Origin of the sequence: Mycolicibacterium vaccae NBRC 14118 = CIP 105934 (assembly GCF_001552715.1) — a bacterium.
Classification (GTDB): domain Bacteria; phylum Actinomycetota; class Actinomycetes; order Mycobacteriales; family Mycobacteriaceae; genus Mycobacterium; species Mycobacterium vaccae.
In genome coordinates this window covers 68464-84794 of the sequence record NZ_BCRS01000001.1, presented here as the reverse complement: position 1 = coordinate 84794, position 16331 = coordinate 68464, and the positions used below count along the sequence as shown (strand labels likewise).

The window sequence follows — 16331 nt, the reverse complement described above, 5'->3', positions numbered from 1 at the left end:
CCTGGATGCCTGCTGTGAAGTCCGAGGCCTTAGGGTGCTTTGTTGATACCGACGGTGGCTGGACTGCCGATCTACGCAACCCACCCGAGGACACCCCCTGATGGCGATCGCCGATGTCTCCACCTACACCCATCTCAGCAGGCACGACATCGAAGCGATCGCGGACGAACTCGATGCGATTCGCCGTGACGTCGAGGAGTCCCTCGGGGAAGCGGATGCGAACTACATCCGCCGGACGATCGCGTTCCAGCGGGCGCTTGAGGTCGGTGCGCGTCTGGTGATCGCCGGCAGCCGGTCGAAGGCCGGTTGGGTACTGGGCACCGCGTCGTTGGCGTTCGCGAAATCCATCGAGAACATGGAGCTCGGCCATAACATCTCCCACGGACAGTGGGATTGGATGAACGATCCCGAGATCCACTCCAGTAACTGGGAGTGGGACATGGTGGGGCCCTCGGCACAGTGGCGGTACTCCCACAACTATCGGCATCACATTTTCAGCAATGTGCTCGGAATGGACGAGGACATCGGCTATCGCTGGCTGCGGGTGACGACGGAACAGCCGTGGCGTCGGGTCTACCTGTCGACTCCTGTGCGAAACCTGCTGCTGGCAGCGATGTTCGAGTGGGGTATCGCCCTGCACGGGCTGCGCTCGGAGCGGGATCGGGGGGAGACGCCCGCTGCTGTGGCAGCGGAGAAGCGGAAGTTCCTCGGCAAGGTCGCCCGGCAGTTGAGCAAGGACTATGTGGTGCTGCCGGCCCTGAGTCTGCGACGGTGGCGTCGAACGCTCGCGGCCAACCTCAGCGCGAATCTTCTCCGGAACGTGTGGGTGTACGTGAACATCATCTGCGGGCACATCCCCGATGGCGCCGAGACGTTCGACCCGGCAGTGCTCGAGGGCGAGACCAAAGGCGATTGGTATCTGCGCCAGATGCTCGGGGCGGCGAACTTCAAAGCCGGCCCGCTGCTGGCATTCTTGGGTGGGCACCTGTGCTATCAGATCGAACACCACCTGTTTCCCGACCTGCCGAGCAACCGCCTCGCGCAGGTTAGTGTCCGCGTACGGGAACTGTGCGAGAAGTACGACCTGCCGTACAACACCGGATCGTTCCCGAGCCAGTACTTCCGGACCCAGCGGACTATCCACAAACTGGCAGTCCCGGATGGCTTTCTGCGCGCCGCCGACACCGCGTAGCGCTCAACGATCTCGTCTGTCGCCGCTGGCGTCAGGGATGTTCACGCGTTAGTGCCAGGCTGGGTTTGCCATTCGGAAACGCCGTGGCCCCTGCGCGGTTTGTGGCAGCCGCGGCGTCAGACCGCTGGAGGGCGCAAGTCCGCCCTCGGCGAGAAGCCTGCCGAATCGTCTCACCCGCTGACACCATCTGCTCGAAAAGGAATATGCCGCATACATTCTCACTCGGCATCAGTTCATCCTCGACGCGGTTCGGCTGTTGAACCGCGGGGAGATCAGGTGTGGCGGGGGGAGAGGCAAGAGGTTTCACCATGGAGCAAGCCCCGCCGGCTTACCCGCGCCAACCAATGCGTCACCGGGGTCCGCCGCGCGACCTGGCGTCCTAGGCCCCGCAACTGCTCTCGCCTTACTCCAATCCCAACGCCGCCCGCAGCCGGTCCGCATTCATCCCGTGGCGGCCCGCGTCGGCCGGGAAGGAGTCCAGAAGCCGGATCAGATCAGGCCGGCGGGTCGGGTCATCGGCTGCCTGGCGCGGAGTGTGCCCGTCGAGCGCCGGAATCGCTTCATCGAGCCACTTCGCCTCGTAGTCCAGGATCATCGCGTCCAGTAGCGCGGCCACCTGGGGGCTGTCCGGGTCCACCGCGCCCTGAGCAGTTGCCGGCATCTGCGCGGCCATCTCGCGCAGGTCGTCGATCGGCTTGCGGGTCTTGTCGACAACGCGCATCGCTGGGTCCAGCCGCTCCACAGTGGCCAACACCCGGTCCATCCGCTCGTCGCTGTTGGTCTCCACCCGCAACGTGTCACCGTCGAGCACCAGCGTCGCGCGGATGCGGTCCATGCCTTGGGTGGCGACATGCTCGAACCACTGCGGTGGTTCCCCGTCCTCGACCCGGTCATAGGTGACGTCAAGCGCCGCCTCGATGCGCGCCGAATCGCTCACGCGGACAACCGCTTCGCAGATCATCAGCGGGTCACCCTCTGTGTTGGTCAGTGTCGGCGGAGCGAACCGACGGCTCAGGAACGCGACGATCTCCACGGGGTCAGGTCCCTCGTCGAGCAGCGCGATCAGCGCGCTGCGGTCATGCAGCGCAACGGGTTCCACCCCGCCGAAGAACTGCGTGGCGCTATCGCCGGCGGGCAGCACCCGGGTACAGATCAGCTGTCCGGCCTTGAGCTGTCGGCTGGCGGTGCGCTCCTGCACCTCGAGGACGTCACCGGTGCGCACGTCGCGCACCGTGAGCCCGTGGCCGGGCCGCACCTGCTCGACTTCGAACAGCGATCGGTCGATCAGCAGCCACTGCTCGGCCAACGACCGCTCGTCGTCAGGCAACAGCGGTCCGCGGATGGCCAGGAAGTCCGCGAACGCCTCGCCCTCGAACAGTGCCGCGTCGATCACCAGCGGGTCGATCATGTCGTCGGGCGCATCCTGATGCCGGGTGCGTTCATAGGTCAGCTCGGCGACCAGGCCGCGCCACCCGCTGGCCAGCGCGTGCTGCGCGGCCTTGGCGTAGAGCCACCCCACCCGCTCCGGCAGCGACAACTGCTCCTTTCCGAGATGGCACTTTTTGTACTTGCGACCCGAACCGCACCAGCACGGCTCGTTGCGGCCCACGTCGGGGCGCGCCTCGGCCCGGTGGCTACGCAGCAACGTGAGCAGCGGATCGTCGGGCGCGGCGCCCGCGCGATGGAGCAAGGCCAACCCGCGCTCGACGTCGCCGCGATCGGACGCAATCCGGGCCAGGTCATACAGCGGCAACGGCCAGTCGGTATCCATCGTCTCGGCGGCCAGCAGCTCCCGTTCGGCCGCCTCGATGTCGCCGATGCGCTCCAGTGCCACCGCCCGCAGCCAGCGGAACGCGACCCGCGCGCGGCGCGGCACCTGGGGCTCCAGCGTCTCGGCGAACAACCCCAGCGCCGCGGCGCCGTCGGGATTGCGGCCCAGGGTTTCGGCTACCAGCACCTCCGCCAGATGCGGATCGGCGAGCTCGGCTCCGAACTCGGCGACCAGTTCGCGGTAGCCCTCGGTGGTCGGCGCCGGCGCATCATCGTCGGGCGCCTCGTCGTCATCAGGAAGAGACATCGTGATCAGCTGCGACATCTGCTCGTAGATCGACACCAGCGTGCGCAGGGCGAGCGCCGCGTCCTCGTCGATGTCGTAGCGCTTGCTCATCACCTCGCAATCCAGGTCGAAGCGCCACCGGTCGTAGTCGAAATCTGCGGGTGCGAGCAGGTCGAGGCGGCGCACCAGGTGGTGGTCGTCGGCGATTTCGGACAGTGGTGGCACGGGTTCGGTGAACAGCGTCGAATCGGCCACACATGCGGCCCACACCGCGGAATCGAAAGGTGTCGGCTCGTCGGGGTTCAGGGTGGCCGCCAGCGCGGCGCCCACCTGCGGCGACGGGGCCGCAGTGACTTTTGACAGGGTGAGCCCCTCGGGCGTCAACCGCAGACCGACCAGATCGCCGGCGGCGACGTCCAGGTCGCGCAGTGTGCCCGGCGGCAGGACCATCGCGCCGCCGTCGTCGACCATGTCCAGCGGGACGCCCCGCTGGTCGAGCACATCCTCGTCGAAACCCGGTACCGCGACGTTGATCGGGGTGCCGTCGGCCAGCTGCGCGTACTCCTCGAACTCGCACAGGTGGGTGATCGCATCGAGATCCGGAGTCACGATCAGGACGTCATGAGCGATTTCCTCGGCTCCGACCCGGTGGGTGAACACCCTTCCTGCGATCACCGCGGGGAGCCAGACCCAGCTCTCGTCCACCAACGGGACAGCTGCACAGTCGATCTCGTTCAACAAGCGCGGGAGGAGATCCTCCGGGTCCACGAAGCCCATTTCGCCCAGGCGGTGGGCGATATCGTCCTCACGCAGAGGACCGTGCTCGATGAGGATCCGCGCGAGGGCCTCGGCCGGGTCAAACTGTGCTGCCACGCGACCACGGTATGCGATCGCGCTTGCTCGCCACGAGGTAAGCCTGTGGGCAACGCTGTGCGCACGGGGTACATCCCTGACCGGCCCCGGTGCAGATTCGATCCGCTGGTGTGTGGGCGGTTGAAGCTGACTTTCGTCTTCGAGGACGTATGGGATGTTGTCGGTACCCTGCTCGCATGGAGGCTGTCATTGATTCGGGTGGTCGCATCGTCCCTACCCAATCAACTCCGTGATGCGTTGGGCCTCGTCCCCGGGGCAAAGGTCGACATCTCTGCGTTCGGCGGCGGGCTGCAGGTGATCCCCGCTTGCCGGACTGCACGCTTGAGCGGGCTGAGGACGGACGTTTGGTCGCCAACGCAGATACGGTTGTCACCGACGAGATGATGTTCGCAGGCCGTCAATGGCAACGGCCTGTGACTGCTAGCTGGTAGATGGCGTCGACTGAATCCGTTGCGCTAGCTGCTCTCCCTTGTCCGTGAGATTGAGCCAGCAGTACCACGGCCATATGTTCTGCTTGTCGAATCCGTCGACGTAGACACTACGGATGCGTTCCACGGCCTCGTCGAGCGGTTCGGTCCACGGGGAGAACCCTCGCTCATCGGACACCTCGCCGACCTCAAACAAGCCCTCCTCGACGAGGTCGTGAATCAGCGTCAGCGTCGCGTCTTGAATTGCGATGAGCGGAGCGCCGGGCTTGGATTCAGATACATCCCAATGGATTCGGTCGAGCGCGACCCAGTCGGCAAGAACTCTGAGAAGGATGCTTTCCCGCGGGGTCATCTCGCCGCGCTTCTCGTAGGCCGCATGTTCCGATTCTATCGCTGATCGCCCTAGCGTTAGGGCGGAGTTGGCCCATGATCGCGCGACACGACGTGGTGACCGGGTCCGTGATGCCTTGAAGTGGTCACGGGTGATCATTCAAATCCAATGTCTCTCAATGCACGCCGCGCCCGTCGTGCGGATTCAAGGAGGCGCTCGTCATCGACGTCGTCTGGGCCAGTCCGAAGATTCGGGTCAGCGACATATGCATCGGCGTCTTCGAACAACTCTTCCAGGATCGGATACACAGGTTCGCCGAGCGTTCTTCGTTCCGCTTTGAATGCCTGAAGGAAGGATCTTTCGAATGATGCAGCCGATGTCGCGTGCGTGATGAAGTCGTCGATCGCGTCGAGGTACACGGATATGTCGGGTGGGCGTCGGTTGTCGGACATCAGCGGAAGCATCCTCTCCTGAGTCATATTCGTGGATCGTTCATGCGTGCGCCACACGTTCCTGCTGCGGTTGGATGTGAGGCGCTATGCCGGTATGGCATCCATCTCGTCCCGCCGTGGCCATCCGGTATGAGCTGGTCAGCGAGCACCGCCCCTTGGACGTGCACACAACCCCAGTGGCCCTCCCTGACAAGCAGATCTCCGGCTGCGTCGACGACGTCGATTCTGCCGGGCTCGTGCTTGCCTGCGGCATCGCTGGAGAATTAATCACCCGGCTGTGGCCGACGTACGCCGGGCTCTCCGTGTAGGACCGCGACGCGATGGCAGTCAGCCGGTCCGGAAACTCGGACACGGCGAAGCGTAGCGGTTCTTGCGATAGGCGCAGGCAAGGCCTGGACTCTTCTCGTGCTCGATCACGACGGCGCAAGGTCATGTCCCACAGTCTGCGCTCCAGGTTGCCAACTTGCCTCCTGGGGTGCACACCACGAGCTCGCCGTCGGGACCCGACACGCTCCACGCTTCGTATGCAGTATCCGGAGGGACCTCAATCCGCGTTCCGTCACTGAATCGCACCAGCAGCGACCCCGTGCTGTCGGCAAAGGCTTCGTTGATCGTCTGCCCCGCCAGCCGGCGCAGTGGCAGAAAGGCCTCCCCGGCGTCTGAGTCAGGCGACAGCGTCGTGCTCCGGCCATGGTCGCTGATGGTGAGCGGTGACTCGATCACGATGAAATACCCACCTCGCAGCTGCATTGTGACCGTGTACTCCATGAGCACCGACAGCACGCGCTTTCACACGAGGCCCAGCTCTATCGCGGCCATTCAGCGATCCTGGCGGCGTTGAAACGTGCTAGCAATGCGCTCACCGTTTGACCGTATTCGGTGGGCTCCCAGTCGTCGTCCATATTGTTCGCCAGTTCATCGCCGAGTGCATTGACGATTTCCTCGGTGTCCGGTCGCGATACCGCACCGGCACTACGAAGGCGCTCGTAAAGGTGAGGATTGCGCCGAGACACGATATCGAGAAGGTGAGCCGACTGGCTCTTGCTGAGAAACCCGAAGCGCTGATCCACCCGCTTGTCCTTTCCGTCGGTCACGTATCTCTTTGCGTCACGACCTCGATTTCGGCTGGTCGCGGCCACCTCGTGGGAGGCTGATCGGTGACCCACGCGTACTCCAGACCCGATATGTGGCCGTTGGAAATCCAGATGATGATTTCGCCTTGGTAGACACCGTCCGACCGAACGTACGCGCGTGCGGGCAACGGCCCATCGCGCAGGTCTGAAGCACCGGGCCCGTTCGCAGCTGCCTTCACCTCGAGAATCCAGGCCGACTCGTTTCTTACGAGCGCACCGTCGAGATCTCGAAGCAGCAGTGGAGCGTGGCGCAGTCCTGAGGCGGACACGATGGCCTCCACAGCCTTGGATTCCTCAGGCGCAATAGGTCGCCAATTCTGTTCCTTCATAGGATCAATGCCATTCCAATCTTGATGACCCCGTTGTTCATGACGTCACGGACTGTCACGCTCTCACCTAAACCGTCCATCACTTCTCGATGACAACCCGCTCAGGAACGTCGCAACAGGCGGATGGTGTCGGGGACTTCTCCGAACTGATCTGGCGCCGTCGAGAGGTCTCTGCTCGGCATCCTCTCCTGCGAAACGTTGCCGCCATTCGGAACATGGACGGAACTCGCGGAGCAAGTATCTCGTCGAGCAGTTCAATCGCGGCTGTACCGCGGAATCGACCAGGCTGGAGGGGTGTGGAGTAATCAATCATCAAGCTCGAACTGTGGCTCTGCACTCTGGACTCGGACCTTGCCCCAGTCACCCTCTGCTACAAAGAAATCGCCATCGCGTTTGAGAACATCGATGTTGCCGAGATCCTGTTCACCACTTGCGTCAGTGAACTTCTGGTCGGTGCGCTCGATCCAGTCGATGCTGAGAACGCTCGGGAACACGAGACATCCCGCCGCGTAACAGTACTGCTCGTCGGGGCGCGGCGGCCGGTATGCCGGGCATTCCGGAGTCAGGACCGCGTCAAGCTTGAAGATGAGTTCCCCCGGTTCCTCGAGAATTTCGAGTACGTAGCTGTCCTCGAGATAGACACACGTGAGGCCAGGGAACTTCGTGTAGTCGATCATGAACTCACCAATCCCACACGATCGGCGTGTGGTTGCCCGGACTTCGTCTTGTCACGAGGTTTCCGTTGCAGTCAACCCTGTTCAAATCGTACGGACTGTTAAGGCGCTGTCCGACATTTGATGCTTGTCGGACGGTGCTTGTCGGTCCAGTTCTCCGACGGGACGTCCAGGACTCAACGTCAAGCCCGCACGCCGTTCGCCCAGAAGCAATCCTCAGGGTAATTGTGCTGTCGCACAGAGCGTCTACGACGGTTTCGCGTGACCTCTTGTCGATCCTTGTCGTTATGCTAATTCCATGGCTACGAGGCTGTCGGCGCGCGAGAAGGTTCTCGTGGAAGGCCAGCACGATTGGGTGAAGATCTGGGAGGTTCACCGACACGTTGCGGAAGAGGACCTATCGGTCACTTTGGCCGAAGTTCAGCGTAAAACGGTTGATCTCATCAGGTCATTGATTCGGGAGGGTTTGGCCGAGGTCGGCGACTTGCGTGATCACGGCGCACGATTCGAACCTTGGACGACGACGTCAGAAGAGTCGATCGAGCGTCTACGCGACGACTACGTCAAACGTTTCGATGACCGTGCCGGGTGGCCGTGGACGTTGTGGTTGCGCATCACCGAGGAAGGCAAACGTGTTGCGTCGACGCACCAGGCCGCCTACAGGCGCTGGCTCGCCGAACTTCGCGAACAAGGTCGGGAAGACGAGGCGCTACCGCAGAAGTTCGAGCCTCAAGCATGAAGGAGAGGCAACGACCCGATCGATCTACTTTGGGCCGAGCTTCCGACCAGTACTGCTCGTCAGGAAGCGGCGGGGAAATAGGCAGTCGCTGACGAGTACTAGGTGGCCTTGCAAAGGCTTACGGTTCATCTCGGCGGTGAGTGTACGAGGAGCTGCAGAAGTGCGTGAGCCAGACCAGGCGGATCATTGCCCAAGTGCAGTCGGCATGCGCGTGCTCGCGTAACTCCGCGCGAAGCGGGGACCGAGCGGCCGATGTCGCGCACGGTGACCTCGATGTATCGGCCACGAGACTTGGTTGCCGGCCACGTCTCTGAACACGTAAGCCGGTGTCACGCTTCGGCACTTCCACTCCACACAGCCAATTTGCCGCCAGGCGTGCATACGACCAGCGCGCCGTTCGGTCCCGAAACATTCCACGCCTCATACGCCTCGTCTGGCGGCACCTCGAGCCGAGTCCCATCGCTGAACCGGACGTGGAGCGCTCCGGCGTCATCCGCCGTGGCCTCCTCGACCATTCGCCCTACGAGCTGGCGTATCGGCTGGAAAGCCTCGTCAGCGTCTTCTTCCGGCGAGAGGGAGACATTCGTGCCATGAGACTCGACGTTGAAGGGTGATTCGATGACGATGAAATAGACATCCGACAATTTCATTCTGAGCGTGTACTCGATGAGTACCGACTGCAGACATTTTCCGTTCAGCCCTAGGTCCATTACGACCAGCCTTTCGGGATCGAGTACGTGCCGTCCGGATTGCGCGGGATGTGAGTGGCAGCGTGCGTCGCCGGCTTTCCATCGAGATCTATCGGCTGGTTGTGCTCGTTTGTGAACTTTACATAGCCGTTGGGGTAGCGGGGGTCAGCGCCGGGTTCCATGATTCTCACCGAATTACTGTTACCCAGCGACCCAGGCTGCTGGTAGACAGCGCCCATACCGTTGTCGGCGGGCCGTGCGGTCCATCCAGCGGGCACACCTGGAGGGGCTGGGGGAGGGACCGGGGGCTTCTCCTCCGGCTTGTTCTTGCGCCCCAGGTTCTTGATGCGCTGCAGCTTGGTACGCACGCCGGCGATGTCGTGCGCGCTCTTGACACCCTTGCTGATGTTCTTCGAGATCCTCCACGCGCCAACCGTTTCAGCGATGATGCGGGCGAACTTGGTGACTGAATGCGCCGCCTTGGCCGTGGCGGCGACGGCCCCGGCGCCGAACGAGACGAACGACGCGGCGATGCCGATCGCTGCGGTCACGGCCAGTTCGACGGCGAGGTCCTCCAGGATGCCTTCGAGAGTTGTCCGCAGATCGTCGAGTGCGGCCTTGTAATCCCGGCACGACTGGGCCAGCTCGGCGCAACCGTCCAGCACCGCCGACGTTGCCCGCTGCAGCGCCTCCAGATCGGACACGAGGTACTCGACCTCCGGCGACCGCGTCTCCCGGAACGCTCGGGCGTCCACGCCCAGCCCCTCCGCGACCGTCGTGGTCTGGTACACCGTCGCGAGACGGTCCCACGCGTCCGCGGCCTTCGACACCTTGTCGGTGTCACCGTCCGGTACAGGCACGCCGACCTGCTGCAGCAAGCCGACGTTGTCGAGCAGCCCAGCCCCGGGCCCGCCTGCTGAGGGCGGTGCCGACAGGATGCCTGCCGAACTCACGGGTTCCTGCGGCTTGACCGGCGCCGGGCCGCCGTTGCCCGGTGTCGCATTGTGTTCGGCGACAGCATGGTTGTACCCGGCTTGAAACACCACGCCGCCATAGTTCTCCAGCGCCTGCGTGAGATCGTTGACCGCGGCGAGGATTTCACCGACCCGTTGGTCATACGATGCGGCCCAGGCCGCGCCGGTGTCGTCGGTGCCCGCCATCGCCGCGGTGTCGCCGAGGACCGCGACGTTGACGTTGAACGCGTCGTAGAGCTTGCCTGCCTTCTCGAACAGGCCCTTCCCGACCGCGTAGAACGTGTCCGGATCGACGTCCTGAACCGTCATCGCAGCATGTCGAGGTTCAGCTGGGCGGCCTCGGTGTAGTTGCGGTGCGCATGGTGGGCTGCGGCACGCAGTTGCGCCAGTGCTTCCCGCATCTGCGTGGCGGCGGCCATCCATTCGTCGTGACGCGCGCGATGCGCAGCGGCGGCGTTTCCGGACCACGTGTTGTGCAGATCGGCGATCTGACCGTCCACCCGGGTCGCGATGGCTTCTGCACGCTGCTCGAAGGCCTGAAGGCGGTCGACGAACGCCAGTAGTTCCTCGAGTTCGACCCGGTACCGCATCAGAGCCCCAGGTCGACCGCAGCTGAGTCGATGGATTCGGCCGCGCTGCCGTCCTGATCGACATATCGAGCAGCGGCCGCGGCGACCTTGTGCGACAACTCCTCCAGCGAGTCCACCAGGGCCGTCGCACCGTTGAGCCACTCCATCCACAGCGGCGAGTACGCCGACGACGCCGCCCCCGACCAGCCGCGCGACAGGTTGTCCCAGTCCCGCTGCAGTCCGGCCAACTGCTCGTGAAGCTCGACGGCGTCGTTGCTCACCGACTGCGACGTGCTGAATGCCACGTCGGGGTCGACCTCCAGGTTGTCCATAGCTTCCCCCACTCGGCGCCCGGTCGAACCGAGTCTAAAAGCGCCGGGGAAGGGGTCCCGTCACCAATTTTCGAAGGAGATCGCCTACACCGCCGGTTACGTCGTCGTGATCGCGTCCAGCCGCTTGAGGATCCGCGAGTGTCGCTTGTCGTCGATCTTCAAATACAGTCCGAGCGAACCCATGTCGACGGGGCCCGTGGCGTGCTTGAGCACCTTCGGCAGCGCCTCGATGACGTCGACGAAGTCCGCGATGAACTCCCGGTAGCTCGCCAACGGATCATCGAGCATCCGCGCGCAGTCGGCGACGATGTCGACGTGCCCGGAGCGCACCGGTAGCGCCCTACAGCGTTCCGAAAGCTCCAGGAACCGCTCCAGGTAGTCCATCGTGCGATGCGCAATGTGCTTGATCGCCTCCGGATCCGCCCCCGTATCGTCCTTGCCGGTGAACGCCGCCATGAACGCGGGAGCTGTCATGAATCCCTGCAGGTGCTCTGCGGTAGCGATCATTTCGTCGATCAGTGTCACGACCGTGGAGGCCAGATGCGCCGGCGACAGCGCGCCGGTCGACGTCGGCGCGGTGAAGCCGAGCTCGCTGTCACGCAACCGTGATTGCAAGGGAGCAACCCGCTGGACCAGGACCGAGACGTACAGCGCCTGCTCCCACGCCTTCGGTTTGTCCCGCACCAGCGCGTCCAACTCCTGTGGCGTGGTCGCCACCTGCGCGACCGCAGACGCATCCGGTCCCGGTTCTTCGTCCATCTCCGGACCGTCGGTGATCTTGCGCATCGCTGCGGCGCCGTCCTCCCCGTAGACGGCCCGCTGGTCGCCGATCAGCGTCCACCGCTTGTGCCGCTCGGCGCGCCGGATCCGCTCGAACTCCCTGTCGGCCGCCTCGTCCGCCTCCAGCCGGCGTTGCTCTCCCCTCTTCTGTGCGAGCCGATAGACGGCGACGGACACGCCCACGAGCACCGCGCCGCCGACGAACCACCAGATGTACTTGATGACGAAGCCGACTGCGAGGAGCAGCAGCAGGATGGCGCAGAACACCGAGCCGTCACTCGGCTGTGAATAACGCTGCGCTGCCATATCCGTCTCCTCCCCAGGCCGGAGTCGTCACTGTAGAAGCGAGGTCCGACATGTCTGAGTCCGCGGCGTGAGCAAAGGCCGAAGGGGGGCCTGGCCACGCCCGTCGCCAGGTTGCGGCACGGCACCCCCGCTTTCCAATCGCTAGGCTGGCTGCAGTGCGCTGCGGGTCGACGTGTGCCTAGGCAGCGCGAGCGACTGTTTAAGGAACGAACGCCATGCGCGCCGACAGAGCGCAACCGCAGGTCATCGCCGGGACCGCCCCTGCCCCGCCCCCGAAACCCCGCCGCCGACTGCTGCTGATCCTCCTTGCCGCACCCTTTGCCCTGTTGGTCGCCGCCTACCTCGGTGACCTGCTGTACAGCAAAGACCGCGTGGTCCGAGGCGTCACCGCTGCCGGCGTGCACATCGGCGGCCTGACGTTGACCGACGCCGAGGACCGCCTGCGCGCCGAGGTCACCCCGCGCGCAACGCGGCCGATCCCCGTCACCGCCGGCCCCGAGCGCAGCGAGATCGACCCGACGTCGGCCGGTCTGGCCGTCGACTGGCGCGCCACGGTGGAGCAGACCGGCGCCCAGCCGCTGAGCCCGATCACCCGCCTCACGTCCTTGTTCACCACGCGCGAGATCGGCGTGGTCTCCACCGCCGACGACACCGCCCTCACCGCGGCCCTCGAGGACCTGGGCGCCACCGTCGCCCAGGACCCGGTCGAGGGCACCGTGCGCTTCGTCGGCAGCGAGCCCGTCGCCGTCGACCCGCAGAACGGCCGCGAACTCGACGTCGACGCCTCCGCCGAGCTGCTCAAGCGAGACTGGGCCGACGGCACCGTGATCGACCTTCCCGTCGTCGAACTACCGCCCAGCACAACTGCTTCCGATGTCCAGGCCGCCATCGACGACGTCGCCGCTCCCGCGGTCTCTGCGCCGCTGGTAATCACCGGAGACGACAGGACCCGCGCCCGCATCGACGAGGACGTCATCGCCGCGGCACTGAACTTCGACATCGACGACGGCGACATCGTGGCCACCGTCGACGAAAACGCCATCGCCGACGCTGCGCGGCCCCAACTCGCCGCGTCCGAGACACCGCTGCGCGAAGCCACCATCGACTTCACGGCGTCACCGCCGGCGAAGGTGCCGTCCCAGGACGGCCGCCGCATCGACTACGACGAGACCCTCGCCGACCTGATGGACGTGCTGACCGGCACCACTGACCGTGAGATCGCCGCGGTCTACGTCGACGAGCCGGCGACGTTCACCACGGAAGACCTCAACGCGCTCGGGCCTGTCCAGGTCATCGGCGAGTTCCAGACGTCCGGCTTCGCCGGGGACTCCGGCGTGAACATCAAACGCGCGGCGGGCGCGATCGACGGCATCGTCGTCGCACCGGGGGAGACGTTCAGCCTCAACGGCGCCACCAACCCGCGCAGCAAGGCCAACGGCTACGTCGAGGCGGGCATCATCATGCACGGCAGACCGGACCGCGGTGTCGGCGGCGGGGTGTCCCAGGTGGCCACCACGCTGTTCAACGCCGCGTACTTCGCCGGCATGGAACTCGTTGAGCACCAGGAACACAGCTACTACATCAGCCGGTACCCGGCGGGCCGGGAGGCCACCGTGTCCGGCAACGACATCGACGTCAAGTTCCGCAACGACGGACCCACCCCGGTACAGATCCAGACCACCTGGACGTCGTCGTCCATCACTGTCCAGATCTTCGGTATCAAACGCTACGAGGTGACGTCGGCGCAGAGCCCGCGATCAAAGCCGACCCAACCCCAGACCATCACCATCCCCGACGGTGAATCATGCAGCGCCAGTAGCGGCGCACCGGGATTCACCATCACCGACACCCGCACGCTGCGCGACATCACCACCGGGGAGACACGGAGGGAGTCGCACACCGTGCGCTACGACCCGATTCCGAAAGTGGTGTGCGGAGGCTGACACTGCGGCCTGCTGCGGGCCTTGGCTGACGAGACTCCGACCGCCGCTGCACCTGAATCACCGACACTGAATCACGTCAACAAGTGATGACGGGCAATCTTCTCGACACGGTCCACGGGCTGGGGTCCCCGGTTTCGCGCCCGCACGATAAAGCGCGGGGCCGACATGTCACTGCTCCTGAGTAGCGTCCGCGCCATGACCGACGGACGAATGCGACGCAAGGCCAAGCAAAGGCGACGCGACCAACGGCGAGCGCGGAAGCGCAGCGTCGACACTGTCGCCGAATTACCTCCCGAGGATCCGCCACCGGAACCACCGAACATATTTGACCCGTGGACGTTCCTGGTGTTCGCCAGCAAGCAGGTCGAGGCGGCCAAACCCGACCCGTTGGCGAAGTTCCGGTCCCGCCAGGAAGATCCAATCGACGTCGACTACCTCGTCAAGAGCCTTATCGATGACCCCAACCCCGGGTCGGCGTCCGTCGTCGCGTTGTTCGCCGAACTGGTGGACGGCGATCTGCAGCTTCGCTGCCGGGAAGCGCTGAACGCGTACAACGGGCCCCTGATGTCGTGGGTCACCGCACTGCGGGACGTCGACGTGTACCGCGCCGTGCACCTTTCGCATGTGCTCGGAGACTTCGACCAGATCTTGCTCGGCGCCCGGCTCGCCGACGGGCAGGAAGCGACGTGCGCGGTATGGGTCGATCACCTCGACGAGTCCGAGATCGCCGATGCTGCCCTGTTTGTCGTCACGATCGACGATGCCGTGGACGAGCTGTCCAACCCCGACCTCACGGCCACCGAGATGAGTCTCGCCGATGCGCGGGCCTGGATCGACTACGGGTTACGGCGAACCTACGTCTTCCGGGAGACCGCCACGTGGCCTGATTGCCGACCGCTGGTGCGGTGGCTGGTCGGTCGCCTGCCAGGCGGCGGCGACTTCTATCAGCTGCCCATGTCGGGTCGTGACGCGAGCAAGGCGCTGCTCGATGAGTTCTTTGCGTCCGAGGCAGGCGCGGTCTTCGACTGTCGCGACCATCAATACCTGTTGCAGGAACTCGTGGAATCTGGGACGGCCGACCCATTGCGGTGGAGTGCGGCGCGCGTGAAGCAGGTGCTGGAGTCGTCGCTATTGGAAGGCGGTCACCCGCTGAAGGTCCTGCTGGATGTGCCCGATCTGCTGCGGGCGTTCATCCCGTTCGCTCACGCGCGGAGTGGAATCCGGGAGGGATTGACCGCACGTGCCCTCGCCGCCCTCGACCGGGCAGATCCAGACCGTCGATCCGCCTGAACCACTCGCTACCGAGCTCGGTCTATGGCTGAAATGCGGTGGCGTAAGGTTCCCGCCATGTCTTCTGCGGGGCCGTTGTGCGGGATCAAAGTCGTCGACCTGACCGCCGTGGTCGCGGGGCCGTACTGCACCCAAATCATGGCCGACATGGGTGCCGACGTCGTCAAAGTCGAGCCACCGCAGGGGGATAACGCCCGATACAATTCCGTGGGCCCCGAGCCTGGCCTGAGCGGGGTGTTCACGAACGTCAACCGCGGCAAGCGCAGCGCCGTCCTCGACCTGCAGACCGAGGAGGGCAAGCGGGCCCTGCGCGCGCTCGTCGGTCAGGCCGACGTGTTCATCCACTCGATGCGCGCCGCCGCGATCGCGAAACTCGGCTTCGACTATCAGGCAGTAGCCTCGCTCAACCCGTCGATCGTCTACACGAACTGCTACGGCTACGGCCGCACCGGGCCGTACGCGCCCCGGCCGGCCTACGACGACATCATCCAGGCCGAGTGCGGACTGGCCGCGGTGCAGAAAGAGCTCACGGGCACAGCCGGTTACGTGGGTTCCATCATTGCCGACAAGGTGTGCGGACTCACCGCGCTGAACGCGACGATGATGGCCCTTTTTCACCGGTCCCGCACCGGCGAGGGCCAGGAAGTCGAAGTACCGATGTTCGAGACGATGGCGGCGTTCATGTTGGTCGAGCATGCCAACGGCGCGATGTTCGAGCCACCGCTGGGACCCGCGCTGTATCCGCGCACGGTGGCGCGCAACCGCCGCCCATACCAGACGCTCGACGGGCACATCGCGGTGCTGATCTACAACGACAAGCAGTGGCAGGCCTTCATCGACGCCGTCAAGCCCGCCTGGGCCAGCGACCGGTACGCGACGATGGCCGGCCGCGCCGCCGACATCGACACGGTCTACGGCCTGGTGGGCGACACACTGCGCGAGCAGACCACCGCGGACTGGCTGGCGCTGTTCGACAAGCTCGGTATCCCGGCCTCCCCGCTGCGCACCACCGACGAGCTGTTCACCGACGCTCATCTGGAAGCAGTCGGCTTCTTCCAAACGGTGCAGACAGCGCACGGCCCGGTGCGTTATCCCGGGGTGCCCACCGGCTTTTCGCGCACACCCGGGCGGGTGCGCGGTGGGGCGCCGCGATTGGGTGAGCACACTGCCGAGGTGCTCGCGGAGGTCGGCATCGCGCCGCCGGATTAGGTTGCGGCGCTGTCGAGAGCGCGGTCGACGCG

16 protein-coding genes are annotated in these 16331 nt (G+C 64.9%); 5 read left to right on the top strand and 11 right to left on the bottom strand.

Annotated elements, in window-relative coordinates:
• The first annotated feature begins 100 nt into the window (after positions 1 to 100).
• The gene (locus MVA01S_RS00370; protein ID WP_003929805.1) at positions 101 to 1192 is read left to right on the top strand and encodes a fatty acid desaturase family protein; all 1092 of its coding nucleotides are present in this window, start codon (positions 101 to 103) and stop codon (positions 1190 to 1192) included.
• Between the two features lie 403 nt (positions 1193 to 1595).
• Here MVA01S_RS00370 and MVA01S_RS00365 read toward each other — a convergent pair whose 3' ends face one another.
• The 6 genes from MVA01S_RS00365 to MVA01S_RS00345 form a co-directional block, all read right to left on the bottom strand.
• Positions 1596 to 4121, bottom strand: a complete 2526-nt coding sequence (locus MVA01S_RS00365; protein WP_003929804.1) for an SEC-C domain-containing protein — start codon at positions 4119 to 4121, stop codon at positions 1596 to 1598.
• A gap of 420 nt (positions 4122 to 4541) precedes the next feature.
• On the bottom strand, positions 4542 to 5039 hold the full coding sequence (locus MVA01S_RS00360) for a hypothetical protein (protein ID WP_144033034.1): 498 nt from the start codon (positions 5037 to 5039) through the stop codon (positions 4542 to 4544).
• Positions 5036 to 5332: a colicin immunity domain-containing protein gene (locus MVA01S_RS30085; protein WP_157895603.1), complete on the bottom strand. Its 297-nt coding sequence runs from the start codon at positions 5330 to 5332 to the stop codon at positions 5036 to 5038. Before MVA01S_RS30085 ends, MVA01S_RS00360 begins: the two co-directional genes overlap by 4 nt.
• Before the next feature lie 429 nt (positions 5333 to 5761).
• Complete coding sequence (locus MVA01S_RS00350; RefSeq protein ID WP_003929801.1) at positions 5762 to 6115, bottom strand: DUF6188 family protein; 354 nt, start codon at positions 6113 to 6115, stop codon at positions 5762 to 5764.
• 23 nt (positions 6116 to 6138) lie between these two features.
• Complete coding sequence (locus tag MVA01S_RS31140; protein WP_144033033.1) at positions 6139 to 6426, bottom strand: hypothetical protein; 288 nt, start codon at positions 6424 to 6426, stop codon at positions 6139 to 6141.
• Positions 6427 to 7099: 673 nt separating this feature from the next.
• Positions 7100 to 7471: a hypothetical protein gene (locus MVA01S_RS00345; protein ID WP_003929800.1), complete on the bottom strand. Its 372-nt coding sequence runs from the start codon at positions 7469 to 7471 to the stop codon at positions 7100 to 7102.
• Between the two features lie 295 nt (positions 7472 to 7766).
• Here MVA01S_RS00345 and MVA01S_RS00340 point away from each other — a divergent pair, with 295 nt between their 5' ends.
• A complete protein-coding gene (locus MVA01S_RS00340; protein WP_003929799.1) occupies positions 7767 to 8207 on the top strand; it encodes a hypothetical protein in 441 nt (146 codons plus the stop codon).
• A 329-nt stretch (positions 8208 to 8536) separates the two neighbouring features.
• Here MVA01S_RS00340 and MVA01S_RS00335 read toward each other — a convergent pair whose 3' ends face one another.
• The 5 genes from MVA01S_RS00335 to MVA01S_RS00315 form a co-directional block, all read right to left on the bottom strand.
• Positions 8537 to 8917 (bottom strand): DUF6188 family protein, encoded by a 381-nt coding sequence (locus MVA01S_RS00335; RefSeq protein WP_003929798.1) that lies wholly within the window; start codon positions 8915 to 8917, stop codon positions 8537 to 8539.
• The gene (locus MVA01S_RS00330) at positions 8917 to 10179 is read right to left on the bottom strand and encodes a WXG100-like domain-containing protein (protein WP_003929797.1); all 1263 of its coding nucleotides are present in this window, start codon (positions 10177 to 10179) and stop codon (positions 8917 to 8919) included. Before MVA01S_RS00330 ends, MVA01S_RS00335 begins: the two co-directional genes overlap by 1 nt.
• Positions 10176 to 10460, bottom strand: a complete 285-nt coding sequence (locus tag MVA01S_RS00325; protein WP_003929796.1) for a WXG100 family type VII secretion target — start codon at positions 10458 to 10460, stop codon at positions 10176 to 10178. The genes MVA01S_RS00330 and MVA01S_RS00325 overlap by 4 nt, the downstream gene beginning before the upstream one ends.
• Positions 10460 to 10771 carry a WXG100 family type VII secretion target gene (locus tag MVA01S_RS00320; protein WP_003929795.1) on the bottom strand — a complete coding sequence of 104 codons (312 nt, stop codon included), beginning with the start codon at positions 10769 to 10771 and terminating at the stop codon, positions 10460 to 10462. Before MVA01S_RS00320 ends, MVA01S_RS00325 begins: the two co-directional genes overlap by 1 nt.
• Before the next feature lie 96 nt (positions 10772 to 10867).
• Positions 10868 to 11857, bottom strand: a complete 990-nt coding sequence (locus MVA01S_RS00315; RefSeq protein WP_003929794.1) for a hypothetical protein — start codon at positions 11855 to 11857, stop codon at positions 10868 to 10870.
• A 215-nt stretch (positions 11858 to 12072) separates the two neighbouring features.
• Between MVA01S_RS00315 and MVA01S_RS00310 the strand changes: the two genes are divergently transcribed.
• The 3 genes from MVA01S_RS00310 (at position 12073) to MVA01S_RS00300 (ending at position 16299) form a co-directional block, all read left to right on the top strand.
• Entirely contained in the window at positions 12073 to 13800 is a 1728-nt protein-coding gene (locus tag MVA01S_RS00310; protein WP_003929793.1) for a VanW family protein, read from the top strand.
• Positions 13801 to 13995: 195 nt separating this feature from the next.
• On the top strand, positions 13996 to 15090 hold the full coding sequence (locus MVA01S_RS00305; protein WP_237024336.1) for a hypothetical protein: 1095 nt from the start codon (positions 13996 to 13998) through the stop codon (positions 15088 to 15090).
• Positions 15091 to 15147: 57 nt separating this feature from the next.
• On the top strand, positions 15148 to 16299 hold the full coding sequence (locus tag MVA01S_RS00300) for a CaiB/BaiF CoA transferase family protein (RefSeq protein WP_003929791.1): 1152 nt from the start codon (positions 15148 to 15150) through the stop codon (positions 16297 to 16299).
• Positions 16300 to 16331 lie beyond the last annotated feature (32 nt).

Bases quoted from the DNA above. Each gene is read 5' to 3' on its own strand.
- MVA01S_RS00360 (WP_144033034.1), bottom strand. From the start codon at position 5,039: ATGATCACCCGTGACCACTTCAAGGCATCACGGACCCGGTCACCACGT.
- MVA01S_RS00310 (WP_003929793.1), top strand. From the start codon at position 12,073: ATGCGCGCCGACAGAGCGCAACCGCAGGTCATCGCCGGGACCGCCCCT.
- MVA01S_RS00315 (WP_003929794.1), bottom strand. From the start codon at position 11,857: ATGGCAGCGCAGCGTTATTCACAGCCGAGTGACGGCTCGGTGTTCTGC.
- MVA01S_RS00305 (WP_237024336.1), top strand. From the start codon at position 13,996: ATGACCGACGGACGAATGCGACGCAAGGCCAAGCAAAGGCGACGCGAC.
- MVA01S_RS30085 (WP_157895603.1), bottom strand. From the start codon at position 5,332: ATGTCCGACAACCGACGCCCACCCGACATATCCGTGTACCTCGACGCG.
- MVA01S_RS00345 (WP_003929800.1), bottom strand. From the start codon at position 7,471: ATGATCGACTACACGAAGTTCCCTGGCCTCACGTGTGTCTATCTCGAG.
- MVA01S_RS00335 (WP_003929798.1), bottom strand. From the start codon at position 8,917: ATGGACCTAGGGCTGAACGGAAAATGTCTGCAGTCGGTACTCATCGAG.
- MVA01S_RS00320 (WP_003929795.1), bottom strand. From the start codon at position 10,771: ATGGACAACCTGGAGGTCGACCCCGACGTGGCATTCAGCACGTCGCAG.
- MVA01S_RS00330 (WP_003929797.1), bottom strand. From the start codon at position 10,179: ATGACGGTTCAGGACGTCGATCCGGACACGTTCTACGCGGTCGGGAAG.
- MVA01S_RS00370 (WP_003929805.1), top strand. From the start codon at position 101: ATGGCGATCGCCGATGTCTCCACCTACACCCATCTCAGCAGGCACGAC.
- MVA01S_RS00300 (WP_003929791.1), top strand. From the start codon at position 15,148: ATGTCTTCTGCGGGGCCGTTGTGCGGGATCAAAGTCGTCGACCTGACC.
- MVA01S_RS00325 (WP_003929796.1), bottom strand. From the start codon at position 10,460: ATGCGGTACCGGGTCGAACTCGAGGAACTACTGGCGTTCGTCGACCGC.
- MVA01S_RS00340 (WP_003929799.1), top strand. From the start codon at position 7,767: ATGGCTACGAGGCTGTCGGCGCGCGAGAAGGTTCTCGTGGAAGGCCAG.